The organism is Nocardiopsis sp. MG754419, from assembly GCF_018207095.1.
Lineage (GTDB): Bacteria > Actinomycetota > Actinomycetes > Streptosporangiales > Streptosporangiaceae > Nocardiopsis.
In genome coordinates this window covers 1-14,389 of the sequence record NZ_QOCZ01000143.1, presented here as the reverse complement: position 1 = coordinate 14,389, position 14,389 = coordinate 1, and the positions used below count along the sequence as shown (strand labels likewise).

Here is a 14,389-nt window from a genome sequence, read left to right as displayed (position 1 = left end):
GAGGGAGCCCGCGCCTCCGGAGGGTGCGCCGCGGTGGAGGGGGTATGTGGCGCGGCGCGCACCGGCCCGTCCCCGACGCCCTCGGGCCGATAGGGGACACGGGACCGCCCGACCGCGTAGGGCGCGCTGGGAAGGTCCCTCCTCGGCCCCGGCGCGGGCCGGTCCACGGGCTCGGTGGGAGTGCGGGGGAGACGGGCGGGTCGGTCTTCGGCCGCTGGTCCCAGGCCGAGCGCGTGGAGCCGCTCCTCGGGAGAGGGCACGGAGGGAGGGCGCCGTGGCCGGCGCGAAGGGGTCATGCCCTCCACGCTAGGGAGGTCGCGACCCGCTGTCACCGGGCGATTCCGGCCTGTGGACAACGTGCCTCCGGGCGCCGCCACCACCGTTCGCGGCCCTTCGGGTCCAGGCCGGGAGGGCGTCCCCGCGCCGAGGGCGGGACGCGGGGTGGTGTCCCGAGCCCGGAACGCCGAAGGGCCCGGCCTCCCCGAAGGGAGACCGGGCCCCGGACAACCGCGGGCTACGCAGTCCTTAGGCGGACTGGAGCTGCTGCAGGCGCTTGGCGATCGCGCTCTTGCGGTTCGCGGCCTGGTTCTTGTGGATGACGCCCTTGCTGTTGGCCTTGTCCAACGCGCGCGCGGCCTCGCGCTGCGCGACGGTGGCCTTCTCGACGTCCCCGGCCTCGGCAGCATCGCGGAACTTCCGAACGGCCGTCTTCAGCGAAGAGCGCACCGCCTGGTTGCGGACACGAGCCTTCTCGTTCTGCCGAATGCGCTTCTTCTGCGACTTGATGTTCGCCATGCGAAAACGTGCTCCAGTAACTGTGATCTTCGCGCAGGTCGCACCAGGCGGCTCAACTCATGGGCAGCCGTTCCATGAGAGGCGCGTGGGTACCGGCACAGGGTGTGTGTGAGTCCAGAAGGGCTCGAATTCGAACGTGGAAGTCCGAGACACGGACTTCTCAGTATGCCGCATGCGGTGGACCACTCGGGACCCCGGGCACGTGATCCGGGACGTGTCCTCCCCGAACCCCTAGGGCACCTGGGCCAACCAGGCGGTCCGGTAGGCGTCCAGATCGCCCTTCTCGGCCTCGTCGGCCAGGTAGAGGGCCACGCCCGTCGTGAGTTCCTCGGCCGGTTCCGCCCTGGACAGACCCAACCGGATCGCGGCGAGCGCGGTCGCCGCCGTCTCCTCCTCATGGTCCGGTCCCCACCGCTCACCGCTGTAGGCGGGCACCCCGAATCTCACGGTGAGGTCCTCCCGCGACCCCAGCGCCGCCACCGCCTCGGTCACCTGCCGCACCATGAACCCGCCGTACATCGTCCCGGTCGGCATGTCGGCGTCCACACCCGGCAGGACGACCTCGTCGGCCTGCTCGGTCACCCGGTCCAGGTACCCCTTGGACCAGTACTTCTCCTCACCGCCGGTGACGAACGACGCCACCCGGCCCCCGGGCAGCAGTTCCACGTGCTGGGCCTGGACCGACAGCACCGGGTCCTCGCCCAGTTCCTCGCGCACCATCGACACCAGGGTGGGGATCGACGGATCGTTCACCGTCACCGGTCGGACCTCCAGGTGCACCCCCGCGAAACCGTCCGCGCCCACCGCGGCGACCTCGGGCGCCAGCGCCTCCCGCGCCTCGGTGGGGAACCGGTCCCGCAGCAGCGACGACCCGGTCTCCACGTGCCGCAGCCACGCCAGCGGCCGTACCTCCGGATACCGGGAGTCCAACCACGACAACAGCGCCCCGGTGTCGGGGACCCGTTCCACACTCCCGTCGGCGTCCACGTCGCCCGCGTGCACGTACAGGGTGTCGACCGCGCCGGTGTCCAACAGCTCCGCCAGGGCGTCGGTGTCCTCCCACGACCCCACCCAGGCCGCGTCCGCCTCCTGGGAGGCCGCCCAGTCGCTCGGGGTGCCCGAGAACTGGAAACTCAGCAGTGCGCCGGCGGCCACCACCAGCACCAGGATCGCCGCCACACCCGCCAGCAGTCGTGTCAGCAACCACTTCACCCGTACGCCACCCGCTCTCGTGCCTGCCGGGCCCGGACCCGGCGTCGGTTCGCATAATCTGGACGTCGACACCCGCGCGCCTGGCGCCCATACTGCCGCATCGCCCCGAGAGGTACCCGGTGAGGGCGGTGCCGGTGCCGTGGGATGATGAAGGATGCCGTGCGCCCCTGGCCGCGGCGGGCCGACGCCTCCACAGGCGCACACGACCCGGAACCAACCCTGTTGAACGGAGCACGGTGGCACAGCCGAACTGGACCGATCCCGCGCTGATTCGCAACTTCTGCATCATCGCGCACATCGACCATGGCAAGTCGACGCTGGCCGACCGGATGCTCCAGATCACCGGGGTCGTCGAGGACCGCCAGATGCGCGCCCAGTACCTGGACCGCATGGACATCGAGCGCGAGCGCGGCATCACCATCAAGTCCCAGGCGGTGCGCATCCCGTTCACCGCCGTGGACGACCGGACCTACACGCTCGACCTCATCGACACCCCCGGTCACGTCGACTTCACCTACGAGGTGTCGCGTTCGCTGGCCGCCTGCGAGGGCGCGATCCTGCTGGTCGACGCCGCCCAGGGCATCGAGGCGCAGACCCTCGCCAACCTCTACATGGCGCTCGAGAACGATCTGAACATCATCCCGGTGCTCAACAAGATCGACCTTCCCGCGGCACAACCGGAGAAGTACGCCGAGGAGCTCGCCGGGATCATCGGCTGTGAGCCCTCCGACGTGCTCAAGGTCAGCGCCAAGACCGGTGAGGGCGTCGAGGAGCTCCTCAACGAGATCGTCAACCAGATCCCGGCGCCGGTCGGCGACGCCGACGCGCCCGCCCGGGCGATGATCTTCGACTCGGTCTACGACACCTACCGCGGCGTCGTGACCTACGTGCGTGTCGTGGACGGCAAGCTCCGCCCGCGCGAGCGCATCCAGATGATGTCCACCAAGGCCTCCCACGAGATCCTGGAGATCGGGGTCAGCTCGCCCGAACCCACCAAGTGCGGTGGGCTGGGCGTCGGTGAGGTGGGGTACATCATCACCGGCGTGAAGGACGTGCGTCAGTCCAAGGTCGGTGACACCATCACCACCCTGAACAAGCCGGCCCAGACGATGCTCTCCGGGTACCAGGAACCCAAGCCCATGGTGTTCTCCGGCCTCTACCCGATCGAGGGCACCGACTACCCGGTGCTGCGTGACGCCCTGGAGAAGCTGCAGCTCAACGACGCCGCCCTCAACTTCGAACCGGAGACCTCCGCGGCCCTGGGCTTCGGGTTCCGCTGCGGCTTCCTGGGCCTGCTCCACCTGGAGATCACCCGCGCCCGGTTGGAGCGCGAGTTCAACCTGGACCTGATCTCCACCGCCCCCAACGTCATCTACCGGGTGGAGATGGAGGACGGGGAGGAGCACGTGGTGACCAACCCGAGCGAGTTCCCCACCGGTAAGATCGACTCGATCCACGAGCCCATGGTCAAGGCCACCGTGCTCAGCCCCTCCGACTACATCGGCCAGATCATGGAGCTGTGCCAGGACCGCCGTGGCGAGCTCCAGGGCATGGACTACCTGTCCGAGGACCGTGTGGAGATGCGCTACACGCTCCCCATGGCCGAGATCGTCTTCGACTTCTTCGACGCGCTCAAGTCCCGCACCAAGGGCTACGCCTCCCTGGACTACGAGCCCATCGGTGAGCAGAACGCGGACCTGGTCAAGGTCGACATCCTCCTGCAGGGCGAGGCGGTGGACGCGTTCTCCGCGATCGTGCACAAGGAGAAGTCCTACGCCTACGGCGTGGAGATGACCAAGAAGCTGCGCGAGCTCATTCCGCGGCAGCAGTTCGAGGTCCCCGTCCAGGCCGCCATCGGTGCCCGCGTCATCGCCCGTGAGAACATCCGCGCCATCCGCAAGGACGTGCTCGCCAAGTGCTACGGCGGCGACATCAGCCGTAAGCGCAAGCTGCTGGAGCGGCAGAAGGAGGGCAAGAAGCGCATGAAGATGGTCGGGCGGGTCGAGGTGCCCCAGGAGGCCTTCATCTCCGCGCTGTCCACCGACGGCGGCGGCGCCGAGGACAAGAAGAAGAAGTAGGCGTCGCCGGCCGGTGCGTCCCGGCCGGGCGACGACGACGGAGGGGCGCCCCACACCGTGGGGCGCCCCTCCGTCGTCGCTTCCGGTCCCCGGTGGGGCCCGTCTCCTCGCTCGGGCCTTCTTCAGGGCCCCGGCACGGCGGAGGACCCGAAAGGTCTCCTAACCCTTGACCGCCCCGGACGTGAGGCCCTCGCTGATGTAGCGCTGGAGGAACCAGAAGACCGCCAGGGTGGGCAGGGACAGCATGAGGGCGCCCACCGCGAACATCCCGAAGTTGGCGTTGCGCTGGGAGTCCACCAGTTGGTACAGCCCCAGCCCCAGGGTCTGGGAACCGGTGTCCCGCAGGAACACGCTGGCCAACAGGAACTCGTTGATGGTGTTGATGAACACCAGCAGCCCCACGATCGCCAGTACCGGGGTGACCAGGGGCAGCATGATCCGGAAGAACACCTGCGCGTGCGTGGCGCCGTCCATCTGGGCCGACTCGTCCAGCTCCCTCGGCACGGTGTCGAAGAACCCCTTCATCAACCACGTGTTGATGCTCAGGGCCCCGCCGAGGTACACCAGCAGCAGACCCCAGCGGGTGTCGAACCCGATCGCCGGATAGAGCTCTCCCAAGTTGGAGAACATCAGGTAGATCGCCACGATCGCCAGGAACTGCGGGAACATCTGGATCACCAGCAACCCGATCAATCCCACCCGGCGACCGCGGAACCGCATCCGGCTGAACGCGTAGGCCGCCAGCGCCGACAGCAGCACGGTGATCGCCGCGTTGCCGACCGCGAAGAACAGCGAGTTGACGTACCAGGTGCCGAACGGGGTGTTGCGGAACAGGTCCTGGGCGTTGGCCGGACTCGCTCCGGTCGGCCACAGCTGGGAACTGCTCAGTGTGCCCACCGGGTTGATCGCGGCCGAGACCACGAACAGCACCGGGAAGATCGCGAACGCGGCCACGACCCACATCACGGCGTGGCGCCAGCCCAGACGGCCGGCCCACAGAGTGAACCTCCGGCCCGTGCTGCGCCGGTACACGGGCGGGTGCGCGGGCGAGGGTGCGACGTCGACGACGCTCATCGGTCCACCTCCTGAAGGGCCTTGGTCCGACTCAGACCGATCACCGACATCACCGAGACGATCAGGAAGATCATCACCGACAGCGCCGCCGCGTACCCGTACTGGGCGGTGGCCTCGCTGAACGCCAGCCGGTACGTGTAGGTGATGAGCAGGTCGGTGGCGCCGCCCGCGGTGGTGCCCTCCGAACCGAACGGCCCGCCCCTGGTGATCAGCCACACGGCGTTGAAGTTGTTGAAGTTGAACGCGAAGGTGGCGATGAGGATCGGTGTCATCGCGACCATCAGCAGCGGCAGGGTGACGTGCCGGAAGGCCTGCCACGGACCGGCACCGTCGAGGTGCGCGGCCTGGGACAGCTCACGGGGAATGGCCTGGAGCGCTCCGGTCGCCACCAGGAACATGTACGGGTAACCCAGCCACACGTTGGCCAGGATCACCGCGATCCGTGCCGCCCAGACGTCGCCGAGCCAGTCGACCTGCAGGCCGAGCATCCGGTTGAACAGTCCGAAGTCGGCGTTGAACATGTCCCGCCACAACAGGTACATGGCCAGAGAGCTCATGGCGTAGGGCAGGACCACCAGGATCCGGTAGAACACCTTGCCGCGCATCCTCGGCACGTGCAGGGTCAGGGCCACCGCCAGGCCCACCACGAACACCAGGAGGGTGACCGAGGCGGCGAACGCGATGTTCCACACCAGGGTGCCGAAGAAGGAGGACGCGAAGGTCGGGTTGAACAGGAACCGGGCGAAGTTGTCGAGCCCGACGCCGACCTGCCAACCCTGGGGGAGGCGTTGTCCGTCCTCGTCGTAGAAGGCGCCGCGTTCGTCGTCCGCGTGGTAGACGATCCCGGTCTCGGTGTCCTCGATGCAGTCGCAGGCCTCGTCGTAGACCCGCACGGCGCTGCCTTCGAAAGCGCTGGACAGACCGCTGGAGCGGATGCCGGCGCCGTCGTCGGTGGGCACCGCGAACCGTTGCAGCTCGTCGCTGCGGGCGTTCACCTGCGCGGGGGTCAGGACCGTGTACCCGAGGGTCTCGGTCACCTTGCCCGCGTCGTCGACACGGGCGCCGACCAGGTCGGTCAGTCCCTCCTCCGTGCCGGCGAAGGCGTGGCCCTCGTCGTCGGTGAGGAGGAAGACCAGGTCACCGGTCTCGGGATCGCCGTTGGCGGCGACGGTGAGGACGAACTCGCGGGAGTCGGCGTCCCGCGTCACCGAGAACGCCTCGATGGAGGCGATCGCCTGTTCCTTGGACCCCCGGTGCCCGTCGCTCATGTTGGTGAGCGAGGTGCTCATCGTGTAGAGGACCGGGAAGATCTGGAAGGCCATGAGGAAGAGCACACCCGGCACCAGGTACTTGGCGGGGACGGTGCGTCGGGAGAAGTAGACCCAGTAGACCAGGGCCACCACGGCCGCGACCAGAGCGATCCCCCACCACACACCCGCGAGGTACAGCGGCAGGATCGCCCACGCGCCCAGGGCGGTGAACAGGCCCAGCAGGAGGATCTTGACGACCTGGCCACCGACGGAGGCGCCGGACCACGGGCCGCCGGGACGGTCGCGGCGGGCGGGCGCCCCCGTGGCGGGGGCGCCCGGCGTGCCGGGGCGGTCGGCGGTCATCTACTGCCCGATCCGTTCGGCGACGGACTCGTGGGCGGTTTCCAGGGCCTCACGGGCGTCCGCGCCACCGATGATCTGGGCCTGGGCGATACCGAGCGGCTCCCAGGTCTCGCCCATCTCGGGGATGTTGGGCATGGGCACGCCGTTCTCGCCGGTCTCGGCCATCACCGCGATGTTCGGGTCCTCGGCGGAGACGGCCTCCAGGGCCTCGGTCTGCACCGGGGTGCGCGGGTCGGCCTCGTACAGCGACAGGAGGAAGTCGGTGTCGGTGACGTGGTTGACCACGAACTCCTCGGCCAGGGCGCTGTTGGCGCTGCCCTCGGTCACGAAGAAGGCCTGGTAGCCGATGTAGGGGGCGGCCGGGTCCATGCCCTCGAATCCGGGGATGGCGCTGATCTCGTAGTCGATGTCCGAGGCGTTGGCGTCGCCGACGGTCCAGGGTCCCGCGACGAAGAACGGGGCCTCGCCGTCGAAGAACAGGGACGCCTCGTTCTCCAGGTCGATGGAGCGTCGCAGGACCCCCTCGCCCTCCTCGCCGAACTCGGCGACCTTCTCCATCGCCTCGATGGTCGCGTCGGAGCCGATCCCCAGGTCCTCGGGGTCCCAGTCGCCCTCGGCGTCCTGGCCGAACAGGTAGCCGCCCGCGGAGGTCATGAGCGCGTTCATCCGGTAGGGGTCGCCCTCCTGACCGACCGCCATGGCCAGGACCTCGCCGACCTCGCCGTCGTCCTTGAGCTCGGTGCCGACCTCCACCAGCTCCTCGAAGGTCTCCGGGGCGTCCGGGGCCAGCTCCGTGTTGCGCATGAGGAAGATGTTCTCCTGCGTGTACGGGACGCCCAGGAGCTGGCCCTCCAGGGTCATGGCCTCCAGCGCGGTCTCGTCCAGCGACGCGGCGCGGTCGGTGGGCAGCTCGATGGGCTGGACGGTGCCGTTGCGCAGCAGGTTGCCGGTCCAGTCGTGGGCGCCGATGAAGACGTCGGGGGCGTTGCCGGCCTGGTGGGCGTTGACCACGTCGCCCTGGATGTCGTCGAAGGAGACGTTCTGGACGTCGACCTCGATGCCGTTCGCCTCGGCGAACGCCGCGGCGGCGCTCTGGATGGCGTCGGCTCGCTCGGGGTCGGACCAGATGACGAGGGTGCCCTCGGCGGCGCCCTCGTCACCGCCGTTCCCGTCGCCGTCGTCGCCGCACGCGGTCGCCATCAGGGCGATCGCGGCGATGCCGGCGACCGCGGACGCGCTTCGGGATCTCATGGTGTCATCCTTCCGGGAGGCCTGTCGGGGGTCGTACACGCGGTGCACCGGAGGACCCGGGTCCATGGGCGGGTATGCGTGGTGATGTGACGTTAGCAATAACTTGCAGGGTTTGAAAGGCTTTGCAGACCTTGTGGATAAAGATGTGGAAACACCCTGGAAACAGTCGGGTGGTGGTGACCCACGGTGGGGGCATCGGTGCCGATCGTGGAGGTGGGAGCGGGCCGTCGCACCCGAGACGGGGCACGTCGGTCGCGCCGCGATCGGCCGGGACCGGGTGGCATCGGCGCACGACCAGGGTCTCCAGGCCGCCGCCGTCCCGGACGACCTGAGCGCGGGGGCGGCTTCGCGGTGTCCCGTCCGTCCGCGTCGAGGGGCCTCGGCCTCGATCGCCCTGGGCGTTCCGACCCCGGTGGGGCGAGGGCGTCACGGTGGGAGTGGGCCGGGCCCGGCGCCCCGCACCACGCGCGGACCCGATCCGACGTTGCGGACACGGGGTCGGAGCGTCGGGCCGCTCCGGGCCGGTGACGACGTTGCCTCGGGTGTTCGCGCCCTCGCGTCGGAGCGGGCCCGAGGGGCGGTGTCCCCGGGTCCGCCGGGGTGGCCGGGGGCGGGCCGGAAGGGCCGGGCGTTCCAGGAGGCGCGCGATGCCCCGCTCCGGTGCGCGGAAGCGGGGGTGCGCGGGGGAAGGTTCGGGGAACGTCGGACGGCCCCGGGGGAGGGGCCGTCCGACGTCAACGGATCAGGAGCGCAGCCAGACGGCGCTCTCCGCGGGCAGGTGCAGTGTGCCCTCGACCGGACCCTCGACCGGTGCGCTGGACACCAGTGGTTCACCGGAGGCGTCCAGGTCCACCGGGGCCTCGGTCAGGTTCACGGCCACGCGCACGCCGGGCTCACGCTCGAAGTACAGGACGCCCTCGGGCGCGTCCAGCCAGCGCATCGTGCCGTCGCCCAGGGCCTCCGACTCCCGGCGCAGCCGCAGCGCCGTGGTGTAGAGCTCCAGGGTGGAGCCCTCCACGCCCCGCTGGGCGGCACGGGTCAGCCCCGCCCACTCCGGAGGCACCGGCAGCCACGGTGCGGACCCCTGCGGACCGAACCCGAACGGTGCCGCCTCACCCTCCCAAGGCAGCGGTACACGGCAGCCGTCACGGCCGCGGTCGGTGTGCCCCGAGCGCTTCCACGTCGGGTCCTGCAACGCGTCCTCGGGCAGGTCGGTGACCTCGGGAAGCCCCAGTTCCTCGCCCTGGTACAGGTAGACCGATCCGGGCAGGCCCAGCATGAGCAGCGTGGCCGCGCGCGCCCGGCGCAGCCCCTGCTCACCGCCGCCGAAGCGGGTCACGTGGCGGGTGACGTCGTGGTTGGACAGCACCCACGTCGTGGTCGCGCCCACGGCCCCGTTGGCCGCGAGGGAACCGTCGATGACCTCCCGCAGACGCGCCGCGTCCCAGGGGGCGGTCAGGTACTCGAAGTTGAACGCCTGGTGCAGCTCGTCCGGGCGCAGGTAGCGGGCCACTCGCGCCGCGTCCTCGACCCAGGCCTCCGCCACCAGGGTCCGGTCGCCCGGGTAGGAGGCGGCGATCGCCGACCAGCGACGGTAGATCTCGTGCACGCCGTCCTGGTCGAAGTAGGGCAGTGAGGTGCTGCCGTCCAGCAGGTCCGCCTTGGCGTCGGGGTCGATGTCGGGCAGCGCCGGGTCCTTGACCATGCCGTGCGCCACGTCGATCCGGAACCCGTCCACCCCGCGGTCCAGCCAGAAGCGCAGCACGTCGTCGAACTCGTCGTGCACCTCCTGGTGGGTCCAGTCGAAGTCGGGCTGTTCGGCGTCGAACAGGTGCAGGTACCACTGCTCGGGGGTGCCGTCGGGGCGCTTGAGCCGGGTCCAGGCCGGGCCGCCGAAGATGGACTTCCAGTTGTTGGGCGGCTCCTCGCCGTCGGGGCCCTTGCCGTCCCGGAAGATGTACCGGGCGCGTGCCGGGTCGCCCGGGGCGGCGTCCACGGCCTCGCGGAACCATCGGTGCGCCGAGGAGGAGTGGTTGGGGACCACGTCGATGATCATCCGGATGCCCAGGTCGTGGGCGGCCTTCAGGAGGTCGTCGAAGTCCTCCAGGGTGCCGAACCGGGGGTCGACGTCCCGGTAGTCGGCGACGTCGTAGCCTCCGTCGGCGAGCGGGGAGACGTAGAAGGGGGTCAACCAGAGCGCGTCGACGCCCAGCTCGGCCAGGTGGGGGAGGCGTTCGCGGATCCCGGCCAGATCGCCCTCCCCGTCCCCGTTGGAGTCGGCGAAGCTGCGCACATAGATCTGGTAGATGGCGGCCTCACGCCACCAGTACGCCTCGTGCTGCATCAGCGGGGGTCCTTCCTGAACGTGACTGCAAGTTCTTGCGCAAGATTACCGTTAACTTTCTGTCTTGTGACGCCGATCTCGACTAGAGTTGCCCTCATGGGTCCACGACTTGCCGACATCGCGCGGCACGCAGGCGTCAGCGAGGCCACCGTCTCGCGAGTGCTCAACGACAAGCCCGGCGTCGGCGGCGACACCCGTAAGGCCGTCCTGACCGCCCTCGACGTGCTCGGCTACGAGCGCCCCGCCCGGCTGCGCCAACGCTCCGCCGGCCTGGTCGGCATGGTCATCCCCGAACTCGACAACCCCGTCTTCCCGATGTTCGCCCAGGCCGCCGAGGGCGCGCTGGCCCAGCGCGGCTACACCCCGGTCCTGTGCACCCAGACCCCCGGTGGGATATCGGAGGACGAGTACGTCGAGCTGCTGCTGGAGCGCAACGTCTCCGGTGTCCTCTTCGTCTCGGGTAAGCACGCCGACACCACCGCTTCGCACGAGCGCTACCACGCCCTGGTCGCCCGGCGCCTGCCGATCGTGCTGGTCAACGGCTACTCCGACGCCATCCCCGCCGCCTTCATCTCCGCCGACGACCGGGAGGCCGGCCGACTGGCCGTCAACCACCTGGTCGCGCTGGGCCACAGACGGATCGGCTTCACCAGCGGCCCCGAACGCTACGTGCCGGTCCGCCGCAAGCTGGACGGCTTCCACCAGGCTCTGGCCGAGCACGGTCTGGACGGTGACGGGCTCGTCGAACTCTCCCTGTTCGGGGTCGAGGGGGGACACGCCGCGGCGGTCCGGCTCATCGAACGCGGGGTCACCGCCATGGTCTGCGGTTCCGACATCATGGCGCTCGGTGCCATCCGCGCCGCCCGCCAACGGGGCCTGCGCGTACCGCAGGACTTCTCCGTCGTCGGCTACGACGACTCCCAGCTCATCGCCTTCACGGACCCGCCCCTGACCACCGTCCGACAGCCGGTCAACGCGATGGCGATGGCCGCAGTGCGCGCCCTGTGCGACGAGATCGCCGGCCACCCCGTCTCGCACGCGGAGTACGTCTTCGACCCCGAACTGGTCGTACGGGGCTCCACCGCGGCCGCGCCGTCCGATGCCGTCCGTGCCGCCGCCCCGCCGCAGGTCCCTCACACCGAGGTCGCCGCCCCCGCGCGTCCGGTCCGCGACCATGAGGGCGCCGTCCAGAGCGGCTGACCGGATCCCGTCGGCTCCGTCCCCCCGGAGTTCCGAAGACACGAAAGAGGGGCGCGTGCACCCGGCACGCACCCCCCCGGGTCCCGCCCCGCACCCACCGCGGGACGGGGGTCCGATCACCGCAGGGCGGGGAACCTGCGGACCACCGCGGTGGCGCCCCATCGGCGGCCCAGGCCGAGCGTGTCGGCCGACCGCACCAGCGCCAGGCCCACCAGGACCAGGGCGTAGACGATGTGGTCGTCCATGAACGGGTTGTTCTCCAGGGGCAGTACGGCGGCCCACATGAGGATCATCATCAGCGCCCCGGAGGCGGCGGCGATCCGCTCACCGACCCCCAGGATCAGTGCCGCGCCGATGCCCGCCATCCCCGCCATGAAGAGGGGGTCGGCCCAGAACGTTCCGGCGATGGTGTGGAACGTTCCGGCGAAGGGTCCGCTCACGGCGTGGGTCAGGAACCCTCCGGTGGGACTTCCGCCGTTGATCCAGGCGGCCTCGGTCGGGGTCGAGAACCCCAGCCCCAGCAACTTGTCGAAGAAGGCCCACAGGAACACCCAGCCGAGCGAGATCCGGGTGACGGCGAAGACGTAGCGGGCCGTCGGGGAGCCGATCAGGGGACGTTCCGCCGCCGGCGCGGTCTGGGGGGTGGTCATGTGGTCGGACATCGTGTGTCCTCTCGCCGAACTGTTGTGTCACCACCCAGACAACCCCGCGGGGGAGCGCCGGACGAGGACCCGTGGTACCGCTCCCCTGGGGCCGAGGTCCCACGGGCACGGGAACTTCGGAGGACCGGCAGCTCAGTGCCGCCGACCACGCCCGCGACCAGGGGCGTTGTGTCCCAGATCTCGGGGGTGGGAGCTCCCCGCCACAGCCCGGCCGTCGCGGTGCCCGCCCACCCCGTCCGGTCGGCGACACTGGAGACATGCCTTCCGTAGCCCTCGACGGCGAACCCGTTCCCGACACCGGGGTCCTTCCCGCGCGCTCACTCGCCGAGGTCGGTGATCGACCCCTCGGGTTCTACGTCCACGTGCCCTTCTGCGTCACCCGCTGCGGCTACTGCGACTTCAACACCTACACCGCCGACGAGCTCGTCTCGCGCGATGGCACCACGACGGTCTCCCGCGAGACCTACGCCGAGCAGGCCGTCGCCGAGGTGGACCTCGCCCACACGGTGCTGGCCGGCGCGCGTCCACGGGTGAGCACCGTGTTCGTCGGCGGGGGCACGCCCACACTCCTGTCCGCCGAGGACCTGGGAAGCGTCCTCGCGGCCATCGACGACCGCTTCGGACTCACGCCCGACGCCGAGGTCACCACCGAGGCCAACCCCGAGACGGTCACGCCCGACTACCTGCGCCGCCTGCGCGCGGCCGGGTTCACGCGCGTCTCCTTCGGCATGCAGAGCGCCCGTCCGCACGTCCTGCGCGTCCTGGAGCGCGGTCATACGCCGGGACGCCCCGAACAGTGCGTGACCTGGGCCCGCGAGGCCGGGTTCGAGCACGTCAACCTCGACCTCATCTACGGCACCCCCGGCGAGAGCGACGACGACTGGGCGGCCTCCCTCGCCGCCGCGATCGGCGCCGGGCCCGACCACGTCTCCGCCTACTCCCTCATCGTCGAGGAGGGCACCCGGCTGGCGGCCCGTGTGCGCCGCGGGGAGCTCACCGCCCCGGACGACGACGTCATGGCCGACCGGTACCTCATGGCCGACGAGGCGCTCGCCGCCGCCGGCTACACCCCCTACGAGGTGTCCAACTGGTCCCGCACACCCGAGGGCCGCAGCGCGCACAACATGCTCTACTGGACCGGCGGCCACTGGTGGGGCGTGGGGCCCGGCGCGCACAGTCACGTCGGTGGCACCCGCTGGTGGAACGTCAAGCATCCGGCCGCCTACGCCGCCCGGCTGGCCGCCCGGCGGAGCCCGGCCCAGGCGCGCGAGGTCCTCACCGACGAGGAGCGCCGTTTCGAGCGCGTCCTGCTCGAACTGAGGGTGGAGCGCGGCTGTCCCCTGGAGCTGCTCGACGCCGCCGGCCTGGCCGCCGCCGAACGCCTGGTGGGGGAGGGGCTGCTGGACCCGGACGCCCACACCCGGGGGTTCGCCGCGCTGACCCGACGCGGTCGGCTGCTCGCCGACGCGGTGGTCCGCGACCTCACCTGATCCTGGCCGCCGTTCGGTCCGTGGGACGGGACGCGCGAAGGGGGCCCGGCCGTGCCGAGCCCCCTCCTGACGTGGTGCGGACCTACTTCACCCAGCTCACGTTCACCGGGTAGCGGTACCACTCGCCCTTGTTGGCGGCCACCGCGCCCAGGATGCCGAAGACGATCGCGCAGACCCACAGGACCAGCTGGAGCACGGCACCGATGAAGATGATGTACAGCACGAACGAGATCACGTAGCCGATCAGCAACAGGAGCTGGAAGTTCAGCGCCTGAGCGGACTGGTCACGCACGAACGGCGACTCGTCCTTCTTGATCAGGTACAGGATCAGAGGACCGAGGAACCCGAGCAGGATCCCGCTCAGATGGGCCAGCAGGCTCATCGTCCGCTCGTCCTGGTTGGGCACACCGGTGGTCGCCGACGAGCCCTGCATTCCGGGCGGGGGAGCGTAGCCGCCGTACTGACCGGGCGGCGGGTAGCCCCCCTGACCGTACCCGGGTGGCGGGTAGCCCCCCTGCTCGTACCCGGGCGGGGGCGGGTAGCCGCCCTGCTCGTGCCCTGGAGGCGGCGGCGGGTAACCCCCTGCTTCGTGCCCGGGCGGAGGCGGCGGACCGGTCTGGCCGTGTCCGGGCCCGGGGCCGTGGTGCGGGGGCGGGGCGCCGTGCTGTCC

General features: G+C 70.4%; 11 protein-coding genes. 3 read left to right on the top strand and 8 right to left on the bottom strand.

Annotated features, from left to right (window positions below; translation table 11 throughout):
• Nucleotides 1–525: 525 nt before the first annotated feature.
• Complete coding sequence (rpsT, locus tag DSY14_RS22335) at nucleotides 526–795, bottom strand: 30S ribosomal protein S20 (protein WP_211718580.1); 270 nt, start codon at nucleotides 793–795, stop codon at nucleotides 526–528.
• 231 nt (nucleotides 796–1,026) lie between these two features.
• Nucleotides 1,027–2,007, bottom strand: a complete 981-nt coding sequence (locus tag DSY14_RS22330) for a hypothetical protein (protein ID WP_211718579.1) — start codon at nucleotides 2,005–2,007, stop codon at nucleotides 1,027–1,029.
• A gap of 236 nt (nucleotides 2,008–2,243) precedes the next feature.
• On the opposite strand from DSY14_RS22330, the gene lepA reads away from it, so the two are divergent.
• Nucleotides 2,244–4,085: a translation elongation factor 4 gene (lepA, locus tag DSY14_RS22325; protein ID WP_211718578.1), complete on the top strand. Its 1,842-nt coding sequence runs from the start codon at nucleotides 2,244–2,246 to the stop codon at nucleotides 4,083–4,085.
• A gap of 159 nt (nucleotides 4,086–4,244) precedes the next feature.
• Here lepA and DSY14_RS22320 read toward each other — a convergent pair whose 3' ends face one another.
• From DSY14_RS22320 to DSY14_RS22305, 4 genes are all read right to left on the bottom strand, one after another.
• Nucleotides 4,245–5,159 carry a sugar ABC transporter permease gene (locus tag DSY14_RS22320; protein WP_211718577.1) on the bottom strand — a complete coding sequence of 305 codons (915 nt, stop codon included), beginning with the start codon at nucleotides 5,157–5,159 and terminating at the stop codon, nucleotides 4,245–4,247.
• Nucleotides 5,156–6,772: an ABC transporter permease subunit gene (locus DSY14_RS22315; RefSeq protein ID WP_211718576.1), complete on the bottom strand. Its 1,617-nt coding sequence runs from the start codon at nucleotides 6,770–6,772 to the stop codon at nucleotides 5,156–5,158. Before DSY14_RS22315 ends, DSY14_RS22320 begins: the two co-directional genes overlap by 4 nt.
• The gene (locus DSY14_RS22310; RefSeq protein ID WP_211718575.1) at nucleotides 6,773–8,023 is read right to left on the bottom strand and encodes an extracellular solute-binding protein; all 1,251 of its coding nucleotides are present in this window, start codon (nucleotides 8,021–8,023) and stop codon (nucleotides 6,773–6,775) included.
• Nucleotides 8,024–8,765: 742 nt separating this feature from the next.
• A complete protein-coding gene (locus DSY14_RS22305; RefSeq protein ID WP_211718574.1) occupies nucleotides 8,766–10,367 on the bottom strand; it encodes a glycoside hydrolase family 13 protein in 1,602 nt (533 codons plus the stop codon).
• 96 nt (nucleotides 10,368–10,463) lie between these two features.
• On the opposite strand from DSY14_RS22305, the gene DSY14_RS22300 reads away from it, so the two are divergent.
• Nucleotides 10,464–11,567, top strand: coding sequence for a LacI family DNA-binding transcriptional regulator (locus DSY14_RS22300; RefSeq protein ID WP_211718573.1), 1,104 nt, complete (start codon nucleotides 10,464–10,466; stop codon nucleotides 11,565–11,567).
• Between the two features lie 116 nt (nucleotides 11,568–11,683).
• Here the strand turns inward: DSY14_RS22300 and DSY14_RS22295 are convergent, their stop codons facing one another.
• Entirely contained in the window at nucleotides 11,684–12,229 is a 546-nt protein-coding gene (locus DSY14_RS22295) for a hypothetical protein (protein ID WP_211718572.1), read from the bottom strand.
• A gap of 257 nt (nucleotides 12,230–12,486) precedes the next feature.
• Here DSY14_RS22295 and hemW point away from each other — a divergent pair, with 257 nt between their 5' ends.
• On the top strand, nucleotides 12,487–13,719 hold the full coding sequence (hemW, locus tag DSY14_RS22290; RefSeq protein ID WP_211718571.1) for a radical SAM family heme chaperone HemW: 1,233 nt from the start codon (nucleotides 12,487–12,489) through the stop codon (nucleotides 13,717–13,719).
• Between the two features lie 82 nt (nucleotides 13,720–13,801).
• Here hemW and DSY14_RS22285 read toward each other — a convergent pair.
• Nucleotides 13,802–14,389, bottom strand: a 588-nt coding sequence (locus DSY14_RS22285; protein ID WP_211718570.1) for a DUF4870 domain-containing protein, incomplete at its 5' end; no start/stop codon positions are given.